A 20165-nucleotide genomic window follows, 5' to 3' on the forward strand; every position below is an offset into this window, starting at 1 on the left:
GAAATTTCTTGGCGCAAAAATTGCAATGACTAGGCGCATCAGCATAATTTTTGGTATACTTTCAAACAAGGTGCCATTGCGCTGGATGCATTGAATCTAGGAGGATTTGTCAGGATTCTATCCTAGCGTTGTCTGATGAAAATCAGAAAAACATTCATAAAAATCACCAAATTCAGGAAGGAAGGCTTATGAAAAAATTTCTCTTTTTTGTTATGGCAATGTCCCTTTGCATACTAAGGGCTTCACAAGAAAATATGCAATCTGAAGACCCTTATGCTAACCCACAGCCAGCAACGCCATATGAGGAGCCCTTCACCACACCTAGACGAGAAGCTCCTGCATCAGATGACTACTCCAATGGCGTTGAGCTCACAGGGCCAAATTCCAATCAAAACTCCGAGCAAAATGCAAACTCTGATCAAAACTCAGAACAAAACCAAAATTCAGATCAAAACGCAAGCTCTAATCAAAACTCCGAGCAAGATACAGCAGCCAATGATACTGAGCCTCAGGATTTCTACATACCCAATCAAACTCGGTTTGGCTATGGGATCGTGGGGATTGCCGGGGGGCTTGATGTCATGACCGCACACCTAGATTCCAATAAAAACAGCAATAGATTTGCCCTAAGTTATGGCATCAAGGCTGGCTATGCCTTCATCATTAAGCCTGAGCACTCCCTGCGCTTGTTTTTGGATTATAACCTGGATAATTTCTTTGCCTCTGGACGCTCCTATGCGTTTTTACAGATGCTGCTTTTGAACCTGGATTACAAATACTCACTCACCCAGCTTGTGGATGTTTTTGTAGGGATCAATGGCAATAGCGCCTGGCTCAAGACCCATGATCATGGCAATAGCAATAGCTTTGGAGTGGGGGCTAATATCGGCATGATCTTCAACCTCCTCTCCTACCTAGAACTAGAAGCTCGCCTGCGCTTTGAAAGCAACAGCTTCAGGAAGCATTTTACGCAAAATGGCGTGCAACACAAAATTACCTTTGATGGTATGCTAAACTTCACAGTAGGCATCAACTTCAAATTCTAAGATCCAAAAAATAAAGGGGATAAAGAAGCAAAAAAAGGACAAACAAAAAACCAAGAGGAAGAGCGAGGCCAACCAACGTCTCGACGTGCTAAATTCTCACGCAACAAAGCATGCCAGCGCAATTTAAAGCCAATCAACCCTCCCACATGGCAATTCATCTAACGCAAGAAAAAACCCACACAGCAAAGTCTGGGGGAGTTCTGGAAATGTGTGTATGAAATCAAAGCAAGGGATTGGGGTTTGTTTCGTGCGATGTGTGCGCGGCTGCAATTTTTAAAAATCAAAGCAAGAACAAAATTTAGAACTTTTTAGGGCTTTTTTCAGCATAAGCATGATAGGAAGTAATTAAATCGAAGCTTTGGAGCGTCTCAAGGGTGCCTCCCCAAACACAGTTTTGTGAATTCGCACGAGTACAAAACCTAGCTTCTTAACTGCTCCAAGCGCTGGCGTTTGGTCCCAATTTCTGTGACCTGGATCCCAAAATTCCCATCCACAATCACCACCTCACCCTTGGCAATCACCTTGTCGTCAATGAGGATTTCTAAAGGCTCATTGGCCAGCTGATTAAGCTCAATCACGCTTCCGATATCCATAGAAGTCACATCCTTAAGCAGCATGCGCTTTTGCCCAATGCGCACCTTCACATTGAGCTTGACATCTAAGAGCATTCCAATGTTTTTCATCTCCTCTTGACTCAAATTCTGCCCAGGTGCACTATCTATTTCTTCTGTTTGAGGGCTGGAGGCTTCTTCTTTTTTGCCGCTGAAATTCTCCTCAAACTCCTTGGTGCACAGAAGCAAAAAATGTGATTTGATACGATTGAGAGAAAAGGCAAAATCATAGACTCTAGCAAAATCTGAGAGATCCTGCTCATTTGTGATGGATGCAACATTTTTGCAAGAAAAACTTAGCTTTGGAAGCTTTTTTTGGGAATTTAAGCTCGTAGAAAGCGCGCCAAAAATATTGCTATTGATTTCTTTGATGGCATCCAAATCATCATCATCCACGCTCTCTTTGCTTTCACCCTCTCCCCCTACCATAGTATCTGCAAGTGCTGTGGCAAGGTCAATGGGCATGAGCATGCCCAAATCCGCACCAAAATCCCCCTTAGCCTCGATGCTAATAAAAACATAGGGCGGGGTGATATTTGCATCATGCAAAGAGCTTTCTTTGCCCTGGCCTAGATCCGGGGTCGCTCCCATCAACCCCTCAATCGTAGCCACCACCTCTTGTGAAAAAAGATTAATGAAATTATTCATAGTTTTCTTCCTTCTCTGCTTCTATTTCATTGATTTTGTTCTTGCGTTGGATCTCTAGCATCTCCAAAATCTCTTTTACCTGATCTTTTTCTGTGCGAATCGCCTCTTTAATGCGGATGGTCTTGCGATAACGCTGCAGCCCAATATCTGCCAAAAACTTATCCTTCCCATCAATCGCCACAAATACCGTGTCATCAGCCACACGATCTAACCGAATGATATCCCCACGCTGTAATTCCAAGATCTCGCGCAGTGAGAGATTGGCACCACCCAAAAATGCACTCAAAGAAATCCCTGCCCCGCCAATTAGGGCTTGCAACTCTTTATTGCGAGATTTTTTGGAGCTAGTCTCAGATAACACAAGATCGCGACTACCCAAACGGGAGAGCACTGCCTCTAGAGAGATGACTGGGTAACACAGGCTGAGCATGCCGCTACTATGCCCGATAATCATCTCCATCACCACCATAATCACCACTTCATTTTGCGCAACAATCTGCACAACATTGGGACTAGATTCTTTTGCATCAACGCTAGGAAAGATTTCTGCTACCGGACCCCATGCATCTTTTAGGGTCTGCATGATTTGGCGCAAAATGGTATCTAGCAAATTCAGCTCAATATCACTAAATTCACGCTGATGATCATAAGTCTCCCCCTTACCACCAAGCAATCGATCAATCATGGAAAACACGATACTGGGATTAATCTCAAGCACGCCTGTACCATCCATTGGCTTCATAGAAAATACATTAAAGCTTGTAGGACTAGGCAAACTCATCAAAAACTCCCCATAAGTCATCTGATCCACACTATGAAGCTGAATCTCTACAATACTGCGCATAATTGCTGAAATCTGACTAGAAAGATTACGCGCCATTTTGTCATGGATACCCTTAAATGCACGCAGCTGTTCTTTACTCACGCGATTGGGACGCTTGAAATCATAGAGTGTGATCTGTCTTTTGGGAGAGATTCCCTGCTCATTTGCAGAGGAATCCACATCATCATTATCCACGACCTCTAATAGAGCATCAATTTCTTCTTGACTCAAAATATCAGCCATGATTCTCTCCTATTACTTTTCGAATTTTTTTAATCACTTCTTTGGTAATTTGTGAAATCCTGGATTCTGTGATGTCCAAAACTTCCTTAATTTCATTAAGATTCATTTCTTCAAAAAAATACATCTGCATAATCATCTGCTCTCTTTGGCTAAGCCCACTTAGGATTTTTTTGATCTTTTGGACCAGCTCCTCTTTTTCGAGTTTCTCTACAATATCATCACTCTCAATTGCATTGTATTGCTCATCAATTGGCACGAGCAAATAAATATCAGAGGCAATACGAGCTTCACGGATTTTTTCCTCATCTTCTCCCAAAACTTGGGCCAAATAGGCATCGCTTGGCTCTTCTTGGTGTTGATTATAATAGCGCGTGATCTCCTGATCGATGCTTTTGATGAGCTTGCGATTTGCCCGCGAGATGATGTCTAGTGAGCGCAAATAATCTAATAGCGCTCCATTGACCCGAGTCTTAGCATATCCCCAAAAAGAGTCATTAAGTTTGCTATCATATTTTCTAGCAAGTTTAATGAGTTCTTCTGTGCCAATGGAAATGAGGTCATTGACATCTACAGAGCTTGGTAAACGCTCCTTCATGCGATAGGCCATGGCCCTTACAGCGGGTAGATATTGAATGGCTAGCTCATCTTGAGAATATTTGAGATTTTGATTATAAGCATCTATTTTCATCACATGTTGCCATCAAAATCAAAGCTTTTTAGATAATGCTTGATATCTTGGGCCTCTTTTTCTCGACTGTCAAACTCTTTGTCAAAATAATCTAGACGCTTCTCTAGGAGTTTTTTATCAAAAATCTTATGATTAAAATCCAATGACCAAGTATAAACAGAAACAATCAGCATCACGATTAAATAAAACCCAATGGTAGAAACAACTGTCCAAAATAAAATAATCTCAGGCTCATCAAACTTGGCAATCGAGACTGCAAGTCCTAAGAAAAATCCCATGGCAACAGAAAAATTGAGATAATTCAATGGCTTCATCTCTTCTCCTCATCAAAGATAGCTTAGCAACCTTTTGAAAAAACCACCAAAGCTTGCCCTTCGAGTATCAAGCACATTACGTTCCATTTTTGAAACCAGATTTTTTGCGATTTCCTCCATCGCGATGCTAAAGGCATTATAAGACTCTGTTTTGCATAACAATTCACGATATTTCGTGGAATTCTTCACAGAATTATTACTAATCAAACATCCTAGATAAGATAATTCCAGATTTGGCATGTTTTTGGCAGAGACACCCTGAATTTTCTGAAAGATGCTAAGCGCCTCTTGTGAACGAGTAGCCATATTAATAATCATCAAAATCTCATTCTTTTGCTTGGCATTGATTTTTATGGTGGCATAGGCATCCGTAATAGCAGAGGGGTCTGGGGTGGTCACCACAACCACATAATCGGATGCATTCAAAAAAGCCTGGGTAGTAGGGGCGATCCCCGCACCAGTATCCACAATCACATAATCAAAGGCATTGAAGATGACACTTTGATTGACAAAGCTATCTAGGATATTATTTTTTTCTGCATATTTGAGGATATCCTCCCCGCTATCCCCAGGGATGAGATAGAGATTTTTATCCACAGGATAGATCACATCATCAAAGCTCGCCTCCCCGCGCAATACATGCAAAATATTTTTTTGCGTACGCACCCCAAGTATCAAATCCAGATTCGCCAAACCAATGTCTGCGTCAAATATGCCGATTTTATAGCCCATTTTAGCGAGGGTATAGGCTAGGTTTGCGCTAATGGTAGATTTGCCCACACCCCCCTTTCCGCTAGTAACAGCGATGAATTTTGTAGCATGCAGCCTTTTGTCGCTGTCTAAAAGTTGCTCGAGCTTTGCTGCTTGATTTTCGTTCATTTTTTCCCCTTATTCGGATTATAAAACCCATCCAACAAGCAGTCAGCAAGATAATCATTTGTCGCTACACACAAATCCGTTGGTACTTCTTGACCAATAGAAAGATAGCTAATAGGCTTTTTTGTCTCATAAGCAAGAGAAAAAAGATTGCCAAGCCCCCTGCTCTCATCAAGCTTACTAAATACAAAAGAATCCACACCCAAATCACTAAAAGCATGATAAATATCTTTGAGGTCTCCAAATTTCGTCGTGGCAGATAGCACGAGGGACACATCGATTTTATAATCATTTTGCACAAAGCGCCTTAATTGCTGGATCTTTTGCTTGTCATGTTGAGAATGCCCTGCAGTATCTACAAGAATCACATCACAATAGCGCAAAGCATCAATTTCTCTCAAAAAATCCTCAGGCTCAATTACTGTTTCAATGCTGATTTTCATTTTGCGTGCATACCAAGTAAGCTGATCCAATGCACCGATTCTATAAGTATCTAATGTAATAATTCCCACTCGATATTTATGATCCAAAAGCCTGGAATAGCGCGCAGCAAGCTTAGCAAGGGTAGTGGTTTTTCCCACGCCTGTAGGACCAATAAGCATGATGATTTTTTTGCTGCTCATGTCAAGATTTTCATTACGGCAATACAGCATCTTGCGCAAAATCTCTCGAAAGTAACGCTTAATTGTCACAGAATTCTCCCGCATCTTCAGTGGCATCAATTCTAAGCTTAGCTTCATGATCTCATCTAAATGCACCTGATAGATGCCGCTATTCTTTGCGATGCGATAAATCTCTGCAAACTCCTGAGGAATCTGCAGATTGGTGGGGCATTTTTCTTCCCAAACCATATTTTGAATCAATTTGATTCGATCGTTTAATTTATCCAACTCTGCTTTTATGGCCTTAAACTCCTTAGCCTCTTCTTGCTGCTCTTTTTTCAAGCGCTCTTCTTTTTGATACATCTTATTTTCAAAAAGAAAGTCAAAATTTTCTTTTTTTGGAGGATGTTTTTTGGCTTGGATCTCATGAATCTGCTGCACCGTCTCAGAAAGCTCCAGACTTGCAGCATCATCAGGAGAATCTAGTTCAGGAAAATAGCTCTTTTGCATCTTTTTTTTGCTGATGGTATCCAAGCGATTTTGCACACTGTTTTTTTGCAAGGAAGGAGAGCTGGCTTTTGCCTCATCCACGGCCACGACGATTTCATAGAGGCCAGGTTGGGTAAGGGTTTTTTTGCGCACTTCATTGGTCTTAATGATGAGTGCATCCTCCCCATGCTTGCTCTGCACAATCTTGAGAGCCTCTGCTGCCGTCTCCCCGCCATAAGTATAGAGCTTCATCTTCCTTTTTCTCCTTGCATCACTAAGCTTTGTAACAATAGCGGTATTATAACAGATTCTCTTTGCTTCCACGCAGGATGGGGAATCTTTAGATGCGGGTATTTTACCACTTTGTGCCCAAAAAATAAAATATCAATGTCCAGTGTGCGCGGGGCATTTTTGAATCTCCGCTTCCTAGCTCTGCCAAATTTTCGCTCCAAATAAAACACCAGATGATAGATTGCATTCAGATTCAAATTCGTGATGAGAGAAATGGTGGCATTATAAAAATCTGGCTGATTTTTGTATCCAAAAGCAGGATTACGATAAATGGGGCTTGTGATGATGAAATGAAAATTGGGATGATTTTTGAGCCAAAGGATGAGTTTTGTAAAAGTAGCAATCACATCCCCCTCATTCCCCCCAATCCCAAGAGTTAGGAAATTTTGTGATGCAGGAGGGAAATAAAATCTCTTGGAATGAAATCCCTTAGGCCTGCAAAGAAAACCAAACTTCCTAGTAAAAACATTTGAGGAGGAGTCAAGAGGCGCCAGGGGGAAATGGGGAGTGAAAAATAAGGCACGCATAGACTCACAGAATCTGTGCCAAAACCTCTGCACGCCCGTTTTTTATGACTACAAGATCTTCAATCCTCACGCCAAAATCACCAGGCAAATAAATGCCAGGCTCGATAGAAAACACCATTCCCTCAGAGACCTTTTCTTCACTACGTGCTGAGATAATGGGCAACTCATGGATATCCAGTCCGATGCCATGCCCCGTTCCATGCGTGAAATACTCGCCATAGCCCTCTTGAGAGATGATCTCTCTCCCAATCTTATCAATCTCCCTGCCAGTCATCCCCTCACGAATCTGCTCGATGGTTTTCTCCTGTGCCCTGCGCACGATATCATAGATTTTTTGGCGGAAGGGATCTGCAAAATGCTGATCCTTGCCAAAATGCATTTCCTTGTCAAATTGCGCACTTCTGGTGCAGTCTGAGCAATAACGCTCAAACTTAATCCCTGCATCCAGCAAAATCAAATCTTTTTGCTTCAGTGATGTCTTAGAGGGTAGCGCATGAGGTTTTGCAGCATTTTGGTTAATTCCAAAAATAGGCAGGAAGCTAAGCTCATAATTACCCTCATCACGCAAAAATCCCTCAATTTGATAATGCAAGGACTTCTCAGTCCCTCCCTCTCCCCTCTCTTGCAAAAAACGAGCGACTTTTTGATAGGCTTGCTGATTAAGGATCTGAGAGCGCTCAAGCTTTGCAATCTCTTGGGGAGTTTTGCAAATGCGGATTTTTTGGTGGAACTTCTTCTCGCCTATAAGCTTGACTTGAGTCTTGGCGCTCAATTCTTGATAGGTAGAAAAACTTAGCTGCGTAGGGTCAAAATAAAGCTCTCTAATTTTTTGGGAATTAAGCAGGGAGATGAGGGATGCGGTGATGTCATGACTCTCGATAATCTCTGTCCCACTGCGGATAAACTCCCTGGCCTCTGTGGTATAGCGCCCATCAGTGATAAAAAACGAATTGCCCTCTAATTTTGCAAACCACGCATTATCGCAGTTATAGCCACACTCATAAAATTGCGCATTTTCATTAGAGGTGATGAAATTACGCATTTTCTTTCTGCGCCTCTGCTTGGGCAGCTTTGATGGCCTCTATCTCACCAATAATCTGCAGGATGGAAATGAGCGCCAAATGATAGCCAAATGCTCCAAATCCAGTGATTACGCCGCCAGTAACTGCGCCTGTGTAGCTCACTTTTCGATAATCCTCTCGCGCAAAAATATTACTCAAATGCACTTCCACTGCTGGGACTCCAGAAGATGCAATGGCATCAGCGATAGCCACAGAAGTGTGGGCATATGCGCCAGGATTGATGACTATGCCCTGATATTCGCCCCCGATGCATTCCTGGATCTTGTCAATAATCTCTCCTTCAAAATTGCTTTGGAAAAAATCTAGCTCACATTTATTTTGTTTGGCGAATTCCTGCATATTGTTGTGAATTTGCTCCAATGTCATGGGTCCATAAATCCGAGGATCTCTGTGCCCTAAGATATTGAGGTTGGGTCCTTGAATAACTAAAATTTTCATGAAAGTCCTTAATGTGAAATTTTGCATTACTATACATAAACTAGGCTAATAAGAAACAGCCTGACAAACCTTGGCATTTAAAATATTTTATAGGATTTTTGGCACTCATTTCTGGGATTTGAATTTTGATGCAGCCAGATCCCAAATCCACTTAAGATGAGTAGGCTTGTGGATTTTTGGGAGGTCTTTGGCAGGATAGGCGAGCATTTTAATGCACCTGCAGGGGTCATTTACTAACATGCAAGCGAATTTGAATTTTGCTCCATGGTCTTTAAGCAAGCATTTCTCAATCGCTCAAAACCCAGCCGCATTTCTTCATCACTAATGGTAAGCGCAGGCAGAAAGCGCACAATATCACTTCCGGATTTCAGCACCAATAAACGCTCCTCAAAAGCATTTCTAATGACAAGATTTTGCAAACCCACATTTTTGGTCTTGAGTCCACGCATGAGCCCCATACCACTGATACCCGAAAACAAATCAGAAAACTCTTCTTGGATTTTTCTAAGATATGCATCAAAGTGCTTAATTCGCAGGGCAATCGCACCACTTTGAAATTCTTTTTCCAAGATTTCTAGCACACAGAGCGCGGCTCTTGAGGATAAGAAATTTCCCCCAAAAGTGCTGCCATGATCTCCTGGGGCAAAAATATCTTTTAGCGTGGTCAGAGTCACGCCAATGGGTATACCTCCACCCAACCCCTTTGCCAGTGTTATAATATCTGGCAAAATCCCATACTTATGGCTTGCAAAAACCTCTCCGCTGCGATAAATCCCTGTTTGTACCTCATCGACAATGAGCAAAATCTTTTTTTCTTTGAGAAAAATCGCTAAATCCTGGATCTGCTTTTTGTCAAATGCATTGACACCACCCTCCCCTTGGATAAGCTCAAGCATCACCGCACAAGTCTGAGAATCTATGAGATTATAAATGTCTAAAATATCCTCTGCTATGCAAAAACCATCGGGAAATGGGGAAAAATATCGATGTAGTTTCTCCTGCCCTGTGGCCCGCAAAGTAGCAAGCGTCCTACCATGGAAGCTGGATTTTAGCGTGATGATTTTATAGCGCTTGATCCCGCCCTCTTCTTCGCCAAATTTTCTCGCGATCTTGATAGCAGTTTCATTGGCCTCTGCACCAGAATTGCTAAAAAATACGCGAGCGGGCATTTTGCTAAGTTCGACGATTTTTTCAGCCAAAAGCACCTGGGGTTGGTTTGGATAGAGATTAGAAATATGAATGAGTTGATCCACCTGCTCTTTGATACAATGGTTAAGTATGGGATTGCTATGTCCCACACTACACACCCCAATCCCACTACCAAAATCAATAAAATCCTTGCCACATTGCGTATAAAGCGTGCAATTTTTGCCCAATACGAAATTAACTTCCATCTTTGCATAACTATGAAGCACAAAATTATAATCTAGCTTTTTTAGTGTTTCTAAATCCATGATCCAACCTTATTTGCTTTTCTCTTTTTTTGTCTTTAACTTTTGGGAAATTCTTAGTTAGTGTTGCACTGCTTGAATTATAGAATAAAAGCAAAAATTCAGGCAAGGAATTCAAATATTACATTCTATTTCGTTACAATAGGTACAATAGAAAATCCAAAAATGGATCATAAATACTAGACCAAGGAGACACAATGTTTGAATTAAGAAAACTGCCCTATCCAAAGGATTCTTTCGGAGATTTTTTAAGCCCAACTACTTTTGATTTTCACCATGGAAAACATCACCAGACTTACATCAACAATCTCAATAATCTCATCAAAGACAGCCAGTTTGCTAATAGCTGCTTGTTTGAGATCATCACCAAATCTAGCGGTGGAATCTTCAACAATGCCGCGCAGGTTTATAATCATGATTTTTATTGGGATTGCATCACGCCAGAAAAAACCTCTATCAGCCAAGAGCTCAAAACCGCAATCGAAAAAGAATTTGGCTGCACAAACACCTTTAAAGAAAAATTCCTAACAAGTGCGACCACACTTTTTGGTTCTGGATGGTGCTGGCTTGTATATGATGTGGCAAACAGAAAGCTTGAGATCGTCCAAACTAGCAATGCTGCCACTCCAGTCACACAGAACAAAGTACCACTGCTTGTTGTGGATGTTTGGGAGCACGCGTATTATGTGGATCATAAAAATGCCCGCCCTGTGTATTTAGAGAAATTCTATGAGCATATCAATTGGGAATTTGTATCTAAATCCTATGAATGGGCACTCAAAGAGGGATTGGGTTCTGTGCAACATTTCATTAGCGTCCTAATTCACAGTAAATAAATCTCAAGAAATCTTGATGTCAATTGAGACAAAACGCACCTATCACGAGTTGCTGCTTTTCTTCACAGAAAGCAAGTTGTTTAAGGCTGCACTTTTTTCCATCTCTGCGACTACGGTATTGGGGGCTACGATCATCGCGCCCTCCCTACCAGCGCTAGAGAAACATTTCTCCGACATTGGCCCATCCGCAGAAATCCTCTCCAAACTCATCCTCACCATTCCCTCTCTGCTCATGGTATTTTTTTCTCCTATCGCAGGTTTTTTATTTGAGAGATTTCGCAGACTCAATATCATCTTTTTCGCACTTATGATCTGGAGTCTAGCTGGCATATCAGGCTTTTTCCTCAACAATATCTATTTGGTCCTTACATCTAGGGCTATCCTAGGAATTGCTGCATCATTTCTCATGACGGGCATTGGAGTATTGCTAGCAGACTATTACTCAGGAGCCCGGCGCGAGAAGGCGTTGATGCTGCAAAATTTTTTTATGGCATTTGGCGCAGGGATCTTTTTAACACTGGGAGGGTTTTTGGCCAGCATGAGCTGGCGCTATCCCTTTTTGGTGTATTCTCTTGGTTTTGTGATTTTAATTTTTGGGATATTTGAGCTTTTTGAACCCATTAAATTCCACCACAAGACCCACGCTAACCCCACTAAATTTACTTTTTCCAAGTTCATCCCCATGTATCTACTGGGAATGTTTATCATGATATGCTTTTATATTGCCCCCACCCAAATGCCCTTTTTTATGACAGATTATCTGCATATCGATCAAACTAGAGTGGGCGTATCCCTAGCAGTGGTCTCAGTGGCCATGGCAATTGGGTCATTATTCTACATGCAACTGCGAAAGCTCTTTAGCCTCTATGAGATCTTTTTTTTGGCATTGAGTTTCTTTGCCCTAGGCTTTGCATGCATTAGCCTAGTGCATAATTATCTTAGCGTCCTCATAGGATTTTGCTTTTTGGGAGCAAGTCTTGGGATTTCGCTAATCAACACCAATGCCTGGCTTTTTCATATCGCAGAAGAGGGCGAGAGATCCCGTGCCTATGGATTTTTGGCAAGCTCAGTATTTTTGGGACAAGCAACCTCTCCCCTAATTACACAGACATTTGTCTCCCATCTAGGAATCGTAAAAATGATCGCGATTTTTACACTAATGCTCTTTTCTGTCTCTTTTTTGTTTCTTTTTATGAGTTGGCGCAGCCAGGATAGGAAATTTTGATGCTAGATCAGATTTTTACCCAAGATCAAGAAAGCCAGTTTGACTTTAATGCCGAAGTCGCAAGCGTTTTTGATGACATGCTATCACGCTCCATCCCCTATTACAAAAATACCCTAGAGCTTTGCATTGATTTCATAAAAAATCATCTCAAACATCTCTCAAGCCCCATAATTTATGATCTAGGAAGCTCTACTGGGAATTTCTTGCTTGCGCTGCATGAGAGATTGCAGCTACCTGATGCCAAGATGTATGGGATTGACAGCTCTTTGGCCATGATTCAGACTGCCACACAAAAAGCACGTGCCTATGCTGCACCCATTGAGTTTTTGTGTGAGGATTTTTTGCAAAAAGATTTTGGAGATTGCGATGTAATTGTCGCACACTACACACTGCAATTTGTGCGCCCACTTCATCGCGAAAAACTTGTGAAAAAAATCTCAGAAAGCCTACAAAAAAAACAAGGGATTTTTCTTCTGAGTGAAAAAATGAGCAGTGGGGATAAATGGATGGATAAAGCAATGATAGAGCGCTATTATCAGTTTAAACAAGAGCAGGGATATAGTCAAAATGAAATCACAAAAAAGCGAGAGGCGCTAGAAAATGTACTGATTCCCTACAGCCTGGAGGAAAATTTCGAGATGCTTAGAAATGCGGGGTTCCAGAGTATCGAAGTACTCTTTAAGTGGGTGAATTTTGGCACGCTAATCGCAAAATTTTAAAGCCTAGGAAGCCTTAAGTTTTTGAAGTGTTTTGCTAAAATGGGGATAAAATTCGCCAGAAGGGTTTATCATGCTAAGTTTTGTAGGCACCAGAGATCAGCAAACAACCACCACTTTCAAGCAAGCTTTATTACATCAAGATTCTCCCCATGGTGGTCTATGGGTACCACAAGAACTCCCAAAAATCGATTTTGAAAAATTCACCTCCCTCTCCTACACCGCATTATGCAAATCCCTATTTGAAGCGCTGGATTTGGGGGTAGAGGATTCTTTGCTAAATGAGGCACTAAAGCGCTATGAGAGCTTTGATGATCCTAGCAATCCCGCTCCATTGCATCCCATCTCCCCTGATCTCTCCATCCAGGAGCTCTATCATGGCAGGACTCGCGCATTTAAAGACATGGCATTAGCGCCATTTGGTGCACTTTTTAGCGCTCTTTGCAAACAAGAAAAACAACAATACCTCATCCTTGCTGCCACAAGCGGAGACACAGGCCCAGCTGCGCTAGATAGCTTTGCAAATCTCCTCTACACTAAAGTCGTCTGCCTCTATCCCAAGGGAGGCACGAGCGATGTGCAGGAATTGCAAATGATTACACAAAATGCCAAAAATCTTTTTGTCTTTGGGATTGAGGGGAATTTTGATGATGCTCAAAGCATCCTAAAATCCCTGATTCAAAAAAAAGATTTCCACAAAAAACTCAAAGATAGCGGCCATGCACTATCAGTAGCAAATTCTGTGAATTTTGGAAGAATTATTTTTCAGATTCTCTATCATATCTGGGGGTATTTGCATTATCTCAAAGAGCGCAATCTCCCCTATGGAGTGATGGTTAAGACAATTATTCCCAGCGGGAATTTTGGCAATGCACTGGGGGCTTTTTATGCCAAAAAAATGGGGCTTCCCATAGAAAAAATCCTCATTGCCACCAATAAAAATAATATCTTGCATGACTTCATCACTACAGGCAGCTATGATATTTCCAAGCGCCAACTTTTGCACACCTATTCTCCCGCCATGGACATTCTCAAAAGCTCTAATGTAGAGCGCGTCTTGTTTGCTTTATTTGGCGCAAATAAGACAAGGACACTCATGCAAGAGCTAGAAGAAAAAAAATCCTACACCCTTAGCAAAGAAGAGCATTTGAGATTGCAAAAAGATTTTGAGTCCCTAGATTGCAGCGATACGCAGTGCCTAGAAATTTTGAAAAAATATTACTTCCAAAACATCCTGATTGACCCCCACACCGCCAATGCCATCCATGCCTATGAAAAACTCAAAGGGGCGCATAACATCGTCTGCTCCACTGCTGAATGGAGTAAATTTGCACCCATTATTACAAAGGCTACTACAGGGAAAATGCTTTGTGACAAAGATGCAATAGCTCATATAGAACAAACACAAAGCCTCACCCCTTCTCCGCATATCCAAGAATTATTTGAAAAAAAGATTTTGCACCAAAAAGTGTTGCACATCTCCTCTGTAGAAGATGCCATCTTGGAATTGCTCTAAAATCCCCAAGAATTACCCACTGGGCGAGATCGCATTTGTTTTACATCACTATAATAGCTCTTTTTTGATACTCACGTTTTACACAAAAAGGAGAGTTCCCATGAAAAGGGTTTTTATTTTTTTTCTTCTGTGCATCAGCATTTCCCTGGCAGAAACCATCAATGTCTTGGCTGCAGCAAATCTCTCAAAAGTATTAGAAGAAATCAAGAAGAACTATCTCAAAAACCACAAGAAGGAACAAATCAATATTACTTACATGTCATCAGGAAAGGCTTTTGCTCAACTCAAAAACCAGATCCCCGTATCGCTTTTTGTTTCTGCAGATACCTTCTATCCACAAAGACTCTTTGAAGAACATCTCACTCAAAAGCCAAAGATCTATGCACAAGGCGTGCTCGTGCTTTGGAGCAAAACTCTCCCCATTCACAATCTTCAATCTCTCACAAATCAAAAAATCAAAAACATTGCTCTACCAAATCCTGACCTCGCACCCTATGGGAGGGCTGCAAAAGAAGCTCTAAACAAAAAAAATCTCAGCAATGAGATAGATGATAAAATCCGCCAGGCCACCTCTGTATCCCAAGCTCATCAATGGGTGGAGAATGGAGATTGCGAAGTAGGATTTGGGGCATTATCACTCCTTAATACAAAAGATGGGCATACAAGCTTCATCAAAGTAGATCCCAAGCTCTATGCTCCTATACAGCAGTCCTTAGCCATTACAAATTTTGGCAAAAATAGCCCTCTTACCAGGGATTTTGCAGATTTTATCCTGCAGTCTAAACAAACTTTTAAAAAATATGGATATCTCATACCCCAAGAGAAATGATTGAATTTTGATAAAGATTTTATCCAAACTCTGCTCCTTAGCCTAAAGCTTGCCACCTACACCACCATCATCCTTCTACCCATTGGCATAGCTTTAGGCTATTATCTGGCCTTCACATCTCACAGGCTCAAACTCCTCATTGAAACCATCATCTGGATGCCCCTAGTTCTGCCTCCCACAGTCTTGGGATTTTATCTCTTGATTGCCTTCTCTCCTAATTATTTTTTTGGTGCATTTTTAGAAAAACACTTTCACATCAGGCTTGTTTTTAGCTTTCCTGGCATCGTGATTGGCAGCGTGATTTTTTCCCTGCCCTTCATGGTAAATCCCATCAAAAATGCCCTTGCCTCACTGCCCCCCAGCCTCAAAGAAGCAAGCTACACGCTGGGAAAGGGTAGGATTTTTACACTATTTTTTGTTTTGTTGCCCAATAGTATTTCAAGCATTTTACTAGCAATCATCACCACCTTTGCCCACACTATCGGAGAATTTGGCGTGGTGCTCATGCTAGGAGGGGATATCAAAGGAGTGAGCAGGGTAGCAAGTATTGCCATCTACACTCAGGCAGAAATGCTTAATTATTCCACCGCTCATCATTATGCACTGATTTTAACCATCACTAGCTTTGCTCTACTTTTCATCGTCATTTTTATCCATCACAAATTCCAAAATCGGGGGATTTTATGATAGAAGTCGATCTCAAAAAATCCCTCAATGGAGCAGGTGGGAAATTCACCCTGGAACTCAGGGCCTCTTTTGCACCCAAGAAACTCCATGCGATTTTTGGAGAATCTGGCAGCGGCAAAAGCACTTTTTTTCGGATGCTCTCAGGCCTAGCCACCCCAGATAGTGGCAGGATCTTACAAGAAAAGCAGATTTTTTTTGACAAATCCCAAAAAATCAACCTCCCCACTTGGAAGAGAAAAATCGGATTTGTCTTCCAAGACTCCTCCCTTTTCCCCCATCTCAATGTATACAAAAATCTTGTCTTTGGCCTAGATCCAGCGCTCAAAGATCACATTCATCCCCTTATCTCCCTGCTAAATCTAGAACATCTCTGCGATAAATCCCCCAGGCATCTTAGCGGCGGACAATCCCAAAAAGTCGCACTTGCCAGAGCAATTTTGCACAACCCTAGCATCTTGCTACTTGATGAGCCCTTCAGCGGTCTAGATCAAAACTCCAAAACCCTGCTCCAACAAGAATTAAAAAAACTTTTATCTCATTTTCCGCTTACAACTTTTTTGATTTCACACGATATCTCTGAAGTGTTTTTTTTGGCAGATGAGGTATTTGTTTTGGAAAATGGCCGATTCTCCAAAAGCGGATCACCACAGCAGGTATTTTTGCAAAATTCTCATCACAGCAGCGCCTTTTGCGGGGAGATTTTACAGATAGATGCAGTCAACCAGACAAGGATTGCACAGGTTTTGGTGCAAGACATCATTCTGCAGATTCTGTTGAGAGAAGACCAAAAATCCCTAAAAATTGGAGATCGCATCCTATTGGAGAATCATCTGATTTGCAAAAATATCCAAAAAATATAGAGTTGGAATGTATTTTGCTTGATACTTTGCATCTACACTTTTTTTAAAGGATCTTTATGAAAACTTTGACAAGAAGATTTTTGAGCAATTCTCTCTTATTTGCCGGGGCGGTTATTTTAAGTGGTTGCAATATGTTTGGCAAAAATGATGAAACCAGTCTGGTACCTCCTTCTGCGGTGTATCAACCAGGATCGATTCAATCACCAATGTATCCACCCACAGGATTTAACAATCCCAATCTTGTAGCAGGAAACACATTGCCACAGCCATCTACAGATACCCCCCTGCCTGATACTAGATTTGAGGCTCCAGCACCCGATGCAGGGCAAGCGACAGACATCATCCCAAATAGCCCAATGCTCACCCCAAACAACATCATTGAGCTAAGCGCTGTGGGCATGGGAGTAGCTCCTGAATCCACGGTTTCTCCCTCCCAAGCTCTAGCACTTGCTAAGAGAGCGGCAATCGTAGATGCCTATAGACAGCTAGGTGAAAAAATGTATGGAATCCGCGTGAATGCACAAGATACAGTAAGAGACATGATTTTACAAAACTCTACGGTAAAGACCAAGGTCCAGGCACTCATCAGAAATGCAGAGATCACAGAGACAGTTTATAAAGATGGTTTATGCCAGGTAAGTATGGAGCTCAAACTTGATGGAAGAATTTGGTATCGAGCCCTAAGCGGCGGCAGAAATAATGTCCTTTTCTAATCTCTTGCAATATAAGGGTATTGCGCTAAGCACTATCCTTATGCTTTTCTTTGCTGCTTGCACCCCCACCAAGAAATTCTTCACTAATCAGCCCATTGGCACGCAAAAACAAAATCCCAGAATCGACATTTCCACGCCACCAGACTTCAAGCTCGTGTATATCAAAAGCCCGCTTTTTAATTACTATGACTATGCGCTCATTCGCACCAATGAAAAATTAGAGCATACAGATATTTTTGTCGAACTCTTCAAGCTTGGAAAAAATATTGGAAATATCGCCATTACCAAAAATCAAATTTGCTTTATGAATGACTGCGCGCCCAAATGGCCTGCAAGCAAAAGTTTTTTTGGCAAGGTGGCCTATGCGAACTTATTTGATGACATCATCATGGGAAGGGATATTTTCAATGGCAAGGGAAAGATGATTAATTCTGATGGTGCGCTTGTACAGAGATTCCAGCAAAGCGGGCAGGTGATTTATTATGAGAGAAAAAAGGATCATATTTTGTTCCAAAACCTCAGCAACGGCGTGATCCTATCCATCGACAAATACATCGATCCTGCCAAACAATATTTCACAGAGGATGAAGACTGATGCAATTTCATGAAATTTTTGCAGGAAAGAAAATCCTCATTTGTGCCAGCGCATCCATTGCAATTTATAAAATCTTAGACCTCATTAGCACACTCAAAAAATCTCAAGCCAGCATCAAAGTGACCCTCACCCCGGATGCTCAGAAATTTCTCACCCCCCTTTGCTTTGAAGCACTCACACATACCACTGTGCTTTGTGAAAATAGCGAATCTTGGGATAGCCAGTGCAATCATATTGCCTATGCAAAATGGGCAGACATCATCCTCATCGCCCCTGCAAGTGCCAACACCATAGCAAAAATCGCATCAGGAATTGCTGATAATGTTTTGCTAGCCACAATCCTAGCCTCCCCCGCAAAAAAGCTCATCGCCCCTGCCATGAATACCCAAATGCTTGATGCAAAACAGACGCAGGACAATTTAGCAAAACTTCAAGCATCGGGATACACCATCATCCCCACTCGCACAAGTCTCCTTGCCTGTGACACACATGGAGATGGAGCATTGGCAGAAAATTTTGAAATCCTCTCCCATCTTGCTCGCGCATTTTGCACCTCCTCTCCTTTGGGTAAATTTTGGCAGGGCAAGAGAGTGATTATCACAGGTGGAGGGAGCAAAGAGGCTATTGATTCTGTGCGCTGTATCAGCAATCACTCCAGTGGACTACAAGCAAGCGCACTATGCCTTGGGCTTTTCTTTTATGGAGCAGAGGTGCATTTTATAAGTTCTGCATTCCCCACTCCCCTGCCTCAGGGCATATTCTGCATAGAAGCACAAAGCGCCAGGGAATACCATCAAGCCCTACAAGAGCTTACAAAATCTCACCAAGAGAGCTTTTTATTTATGGCAGCAGCCATTGCGGATTTCAAACCAAAAAACCCCGTTCCTGGCAAAATCAAAAAGCAAGACAAGGAGGAATTATGGATTGCCTGTGAAAAGAATCTTGATATCTTGCAAAATCTCCAAAGTCCAAACCTCATAAAAATCGGCTTTAAGGCAGAGAGCGATCCTAGCAGCGCACTAGATTCGGCAAAAAAAATGCTTATAGAAAAGCAATGCCTTTGTGTATGTCTAAATATCCTTTCTCATCAAAATAGCTTTGGTGCGCTCCATAATGAAATGACACTAATCAATTCTCATGTCACCAAAACCATCCCGCTAAACTCCAAATTTCACATCGCTGATAAAATCCTAGAATTTGTGGCACAAACCCTCCAAACCCATCCATGATCCAAAAGATTGCCTCCCTATCTCAAAGCATCCAAAAGCTCTCTCAGCACCAAGAAATTAATAACACCCTGCCCGTGTTGATTCATGTCTTGCAAAAGCAAAGCAAGGATCTCTATCAAATCAAAATTGGCAATCTCATTACCCAAACCAAAAGCCAAAAAGAACTCATGATTGGCGCCAAATACCTCGCAACTCTGCAAAAAAATCCCACAGGCACGCTCATACTCTCCCATCTCTGGCTCTATCCCAAGGCTTTGGAATCCCTGCAAAATGCTCCTCTAAAATTTAGCATCAATGATCTCAAAGAATTGCTTAAAAACCCAGAGAAATTCCATGAGGAATGGAAGAGTTTTTTGGTAGAAAAATTTGCCCATGCCCCTAGCAAACAAGAATTCTTATTTTTTGGCAACATGCTTTTGTCCCTGCAAAAAAACATCACTTCGCTTGTGATTGATCAGGATGGGAAAAATCATATTTTACAAATCAAAAAAATGCCCCAGCAAAGCCTAGAATTCTATGCCCTCTATCCCAATTTGGGTGCAATTAGCGGGCTGGTGTACAAAAGCCAAGGGGGAGTGGGTCTAAACCTCAATGTGCCTTTTGCCAATGTAAAAAATCTTTTAGAAAAACATCTTGATACATTGCATTTTTTTGCACAGAAGCAAATCACACTCACCCCAAACATCCCACCACTTTTTTCTTTTGAAGACAATCTTTTAGATCTTTGGAGCTAAGCGCATAGAAGTTTGCGCAAAAATTGCGCGCTTTAGGGTAATAGAGTCTCAAACTCTGATGGATTTTTGAGCATTTTTTAGGACTGAGATTACAGA

22 protein-coding genes are annotated in these 20165 nt (G+C 41.7%); 12 read left to right on the forward strand and 10 right to left on the reverse strand.

Features of this window, described 5'->3' with window-relative positions; genetic code table 11:
• The first annotated feature begins 188 nt into the window (after window positions 1–188).
• Window positions 189–1046 carry a hypothetical protein gene (locus DQN48_RS06705; RefSeq protein ID WP_041913200.1) on the forward strand — a complete coding sequence of 286 codons (858 nt, stop codon included), beginning with the start codon at window positions 189–191 and terminating at the stop codon, window positions 1044–1046.
• A 419-nt stretch (window positions 1047–1465) separates the two neighbouring features.
• On the opposite strand, the gene fliY is transcribed toward DQN48_RS06705, so the two are convergent.
• The 10 genes from fliY to DQN48_RS06755 all read right to left on the reverse strand — a co-directional run bounded on the left by fliY (window position 1466) and on the right by DQN48_RS06755 (window position 10132).
• Window positions 1466–2305, reverse strand: coding sequence for a flagellar motor switch protein FliY (fliY, locus tag DQN48_RS06710; protein WP_013023597.1), 840 nt, complete (start codon window positions 2303–2305; stop codon window positions 1466–1468).
• Entirely contained in the window at window positions 2298–3371 is a 1074-nt protein-coding gene (fliM, locus tag DQN48_RS06715; protein WP_013023598.1) for a flagellar motor switch protein FliM, read from the reverse strand. Before fliM ends, fliY begins: the two co-directional genes overlap by 8 nt.
• Window positions 3364–4059 carry an RNA polymerase sigma factor FliA gene (locus tag DQN48_RS06720; RefSeq protein ID WP_013023599.1) on the reverse strand — a complete coding sequence of 232 codons (696 nt, stop codon included), beginning with the start codon at window positions 4057–4059 and terminating at the stop codon, window positions 3364–3366. Before DQN48_RS06720 ends, fliM begins: the two co-directional genes overlap by 8 nt.
• Window positions 4059–4373 carry a hypothetical protein gene (locus tag DQN48_RS06725; protein WP_013023600.1) on the reverse strand — a complete coding sequence of 105 codons (315 nt, stop codon included), beginning with the start codon at window positions 4371–4373 and terminating at the stop codon, window positions 4059–4061. The genes DQN48_RS06720 and DQN48_RS06725 overlap by 1 nt, the downstream gene beginning before the upstream one ends.
• 12 nt (window positions 4374–4385) lie before the next feature.
• Entirely contained in the window at window positions 4386–5252 is an 867-nt protein-coding gene (locus DQN48_RS06730; RefSeq protein ID WP_013023601.1) for a P-loop NTPase, read from the reverse strand.
• Window positions 5249–6592 carry a flagellar biosynthesis protein FlhF gene (gene flhF, locus DQN48_RS06735; RefSeq protein WP_013023602.1) on the reverse strand — a complete coding sequence of 448 codons (1344 nt, stop codon included), beginning with the start codon at window positions 6590–6592 and terminating at the stop codon, window positions 5249–5251. The genes DQN48_RS06730 and flhF overlap by 4 nt, the downstream gene beginning before the upstream one ends.
• A complete protein-coding gene (folK, locus tag DQN48_RS06740; protein WP_013023603.1) occupies window positions 6589–7158 on the reverse strand; it encodes a 2-amino-4-hydroxy-6-hydroxymethyldihydropteridine diphosphokinase in 570 nt (189 codons plus the stop codon). Before folK ends, flhF begins: the two co-directional genes overlap by 4 nt.
• Window positions 7159–7162: 4 nt before the next feature.
• Window positions 7163–8200 (reverse strand): M24 family metallopeptidase, encoded by a 1038-nt coding sequence (locus DQN48_RS06745; RefSeq protein WP_013023604.1) that lies wholly within the window; start codon window positions 8198–8200, stop codon window positions 7163–7165.
• Window positions 8193–8678 carry a type II 3-dehydroquinate dehydratase gene (gene aroQ, locus DQN48_RS06750; RefSeq protein ID WP_013023605.1) on the reverse strand — a complete coding sequence of 162 codons (486 nt, stop codon included), beginning with the start codon at window positions 8676–8678 and terminating at the stop codon, window positions 8193–8195. Before aroQ ends, DQN48_RS06745 begins: the two co-directional genes overlap by 8 nt.
• Window positions 8679–8911: 233 nt before the next feature.
• Window positions 8912–10132 (reverse strand): aspartate aminotransferase family protein, encoded by a 1221-nt coding sequence (locus DQN48_RS06755; RefSeq protein ID WP_013023606.1) that lies wholly within the window; start codon window positions 10130–10132, stop codon window positions 8912–8914.
• Between the two features lie 194 nt (window positions 10133–10326).
• Here DQN48_RS06755 and sodB point away from each other — a divergent pair, with 194 nt between their 5' ends.
• The 11 genes from sodB to DQN48_RS06810 all read left to right on the forward strand — a co-directional run bounded on the left by sodB (window position 10327) and on the right by DQN48_RS06810 (window position 20069).
• Entirely contained in the window at window positions 10327–10965 is a 639-nt protein-coding gene (sodB, locus tag DQN48_RS06760) for a superoxide dismutase [Fe] (RefSeq protein WP_013023607.1), read from the forward strand.
• Window positions 10966–10981: 16 nt separating this feature from the next.
• On the forward strand, window positions 10982–12190 hold the full coding sequence (locus DQN48_RS06765; protein ID WP_013023608.1) for an MFS transporter: 1209 nt from the start codon (window positions 10982–10984) through the stop codon (window positions 12188–12190).
• Complete coding sequence (gene cmoA / locus DQN48_RS06770) at window positions 12190–12909, forward strand: carboxy-S-adenosyl-L-methionine synthase CmoA (protein ID WP_013023609.1); 720 nt, start codon at window positions 12190–12192, stop codon at window positions 12907–12909. The genes DQN48_RS06765 and cmoA overlap by 1 nt, the downstream gene beginning before the upstream one ends.
• 70 nt (window positions 12910–12979) lie before the next feature.
• Window positions 12980–14422, forward strand: coding sequence for a threonine synthase (gene thrC, locus DQN48_RS06775; RefSeq protein ID WP_013023610.1), 1443 nt, complete (start codon window positions 12980–12982; stop codon window positions 14420–14422).
• A gap of 100 nt (window positions 14423–14522) precedes the next feature.
• Window positions 14523–15251, forward strand: a complete 729-nt coding sequence (gene modA / locus DQN48_RS06780; RefSeq protein WP_013023611.1) for a molybdate ABC transporter substrate-binding protein — start codon at window positions 14523–14525, stop codon at window positions 15249–15251.
• Complete coding sequence (gene modB / locus DQN48_RS06785) at window positions 15252–15938, forward strand: molybdate ABC transporter permease subunit (RefSeq protein WP_013023612.1); 687 nt, start codon at window positions 15252–15254, stop codon at window positions 15936–15938. It abuts the gene before it with no gap.
• A complete protein-coding gene (locus tag DQN48_RS06790; RefSeq protein ID WP_013023613.1) occupies window positions 15935–16798 on the forward strand; it encodes an ATP-binding cassette domain-containing protein in 864 nt (287 codons plus the stop codon). Before modB ends, DQN48_RS06790 begins: the two co-directional genes overlap by 4 nt.
• Window positions 16799–16854: 56 nt before the next feature.
• Window positions 16855–17511 (forward strand): LPP20 family lipoprotein, encoded by a 657-nt coding sequence (locus DQN48_RS06795; RefSeq protein WP_013023614.1) that lies wholly within the window; start codon window positions 16855–16857, stop codon window positions 17509–17511.
• The gene (locus DQN48_RS06800) at window positions 17498–18106 is read left to right on the forward strand and encodes an HP0838 family lipoprotein (RefSeq protein ID WP_013023615.1); all 609 of its coding nucleotides are present in this window, start codon (window positions 17498–17500) and stop codon (window positions 18104–18106) included. The genes DQN48_RS06795 and DQN48_RS06800 overlap by 14 nt, the downstream gene beginning before the upstream one ends.
• Window positions 18106–19335, forward strand: coding sequence for a bifunctional phosphopantothenoylcysteine decarboxylase/phosphopantothenate--cysteine ligase CoaBC (coaBC, locus tag DQN48_RS06805; RefSeq protein ID WP_013023616.1), 1230 nt, complete (start codon window positions 18106–18108; stop codon window positions 19333–19335). The genes DQN48_RS06800 and coaBC overlap by 1 nt, the downstream gene beginning before the upstream one ends.
• The gene (locus DQN48_RS06810) at window positions 19332–20069 is read left to right on the forward strand and encodes a hypothetical protein (RefSeq protein ID WP_013023617.1); all 738 of its coding nucleotides are present in this window, start codon (window positions 19332–19334) and stop codon (window positions 20067–20069) included. Before coaBC ends, DQN48_RS06810 begins: the two co-directional genes overlap by 4 nt.
• Window positions 20070–20165: the final 96 nt, after the last annotated feature.

Source organism: Helicobacter mustelae, assembly GCF_900476215.1.
Taxonomy (GTDB): domain Bacteria; phylum Campylobacterota; class Campylobacteria; order Campylobacterales; family Helicobacteraceae; genus Helicobacter_H; species Helicobacter_H mustelae.

What these genes read in the sequence shown, in the direction of transcription:
- DQN48_RS06730 (WP_013023601.1), bottom strand. Translation starts at nt 5,252, where the DNA reads ATGAACGAAAATCAAGCAGCAAAGCTCGAGCAACTTTTAGACAGCGAC.
- DQN48_RS06765 (WP_013023608.1), top strand. Translation starts at nt 10,982, where the DNA reads ATGTCAATTGAGACAAAACGCACCTATCACGAGTTGCTGCTTTTCTTC.
- folK (WP_013023603.1), bottom strand. Translation starts at nt 7,158, where the DNA reads ATGCGTGCCTTATTTTTCACTCCCCATTTCCCCCTGGCGCCTCTTGAC.
- DQN48_RS06720 (WP_013023599.1), bottom strand. Translation starts at nt 4,059, where the DNA reads ATGAAAATAGATGCTTATAATCAAAATCTCAAATATTCTCAAGATGAG.
- modA (WP_013023611.1), top strand. Translation starts at nt 14,523, where the DNA reads ATGAAAAGGGTTTTTATTTTTTTTCTTCTGTGCATCAGCATTTCCCTG.
- sodB (WP_013023607.1), top strand. Translation starts at nt 10,327, where the DNA reads ATGTTTGAATTAAGAAAACTGCCCTATCCAAAGGATTCTTTCGGAGAT.
- DQN48_RS06790 (WP_013023613.1), top strand. Translation starts at nt 15,935, where the DNA reads ATGATAGAAGTCGATCTCAAAAAATCCCTCAATGGAGCAGGTGGGAAA.
- DQN48_RS06800 (WP_013023615.1), top strand. Translation starts at nt 17,498, where the DNA reads ATGTCCTTTTCTAATCTCTTGCAATATAAGGGTATTGCGCTAAGCACT.
- aroQ (WP_013023605.1), bottom strand. Translation starts at nt 8,678, where the DNA reads ATGAAAATTTTAGTTATTCAAGGACCCAACCTCAATATCTTAGGGCAC.
- flhF (WP_013023602.1), bottom strand. Translation starts at nt 6,592, where the DNA reads ATGAAGCTCTATACTTATGGCGGGGAGACGGCAGCAGAGGCTCTCAAG.
- DQN48_RS06705 (WP_041913200.1), top strand. Translation starts at nt 189, where the DNA reads ATGAAAAAATTTCTCTTTTTTGTTATGGCAATGTCCCTTTGCATACTA.
- thrC (WP_013023610.1), top strand. Translation starts at nt 12,980, where the DNA reads ATGCTAAGTTTTGTAGGCACCAGAGATCAGCAAACAACCACCACTTTC.
- fliM (WP_013023598.1), bottom strand. Translation starts at nt 3,371, where the DNA reads ATGGCTGATATTTTGAGTCAAGAAGAAATTGATGCTCTATTAGAGGTC.
- DQN48_RS06745 (WP_013023604.1), bottom strand. Translation starts at nt 8,200, where the DNA reads ATGCGTAATTTCATCACCTCTAATGAAAATGCGCAATTTTATGAGTGT.
- fliY (WP_013023597.1), bottom strand. Translation starts at nt 2,305, where the DNA reads ATGAATAATTTCATTAATCTTTTTTCACAAGAGGTGGTGGCTACGATT.
- cmoA (WP_013023609.1), top strand. Translation starts at nt 12,190, where the DNA reads ATGCTAGATCAGATTTTTACCCAAGATCAAGAAAGCCAGTTTGACTTT.
- DQN48_RS06795 (WP_013023614.1), top strand. Translation starts at nt 16,855, where the DNA reads ATGAAAACTTTGACAAGAAGATTTTTGAGCAATTCTCTCTTATTTGCC.
- DQN48_RS06755 (WP_013023606.1), bottom strand. Translation starts at nt 10,132, where the DNA reads ATGGATTTAGAAACACTAAAAAAGCTAGATTATAATTTTGTGCTTCAT.
- DQN48_RS06725 (WP_013023600.1), bottom strand. Translation starts at nt 4,373, where the DNA reads ATGAAGCCATTGAATTATCTCAATTTTTCTGTTGCCATGGGATTTTTC.
- coaBC (WP_013023616.1), top strand. Translation starts at nt 18,106, where the DNA reads ATGCAATTTCATGAAATTTTTGCAGGAAAGAAAATCCTCATTTGTGCC.
- DQN48_RS06810 (WP_013023617.1), top strand. Translation starts at nt 19,332, where the DNA reads ATGATCCAAAAGATTGCCTCCCTATCTCAAAGCATCCAAAAGCTCTCT.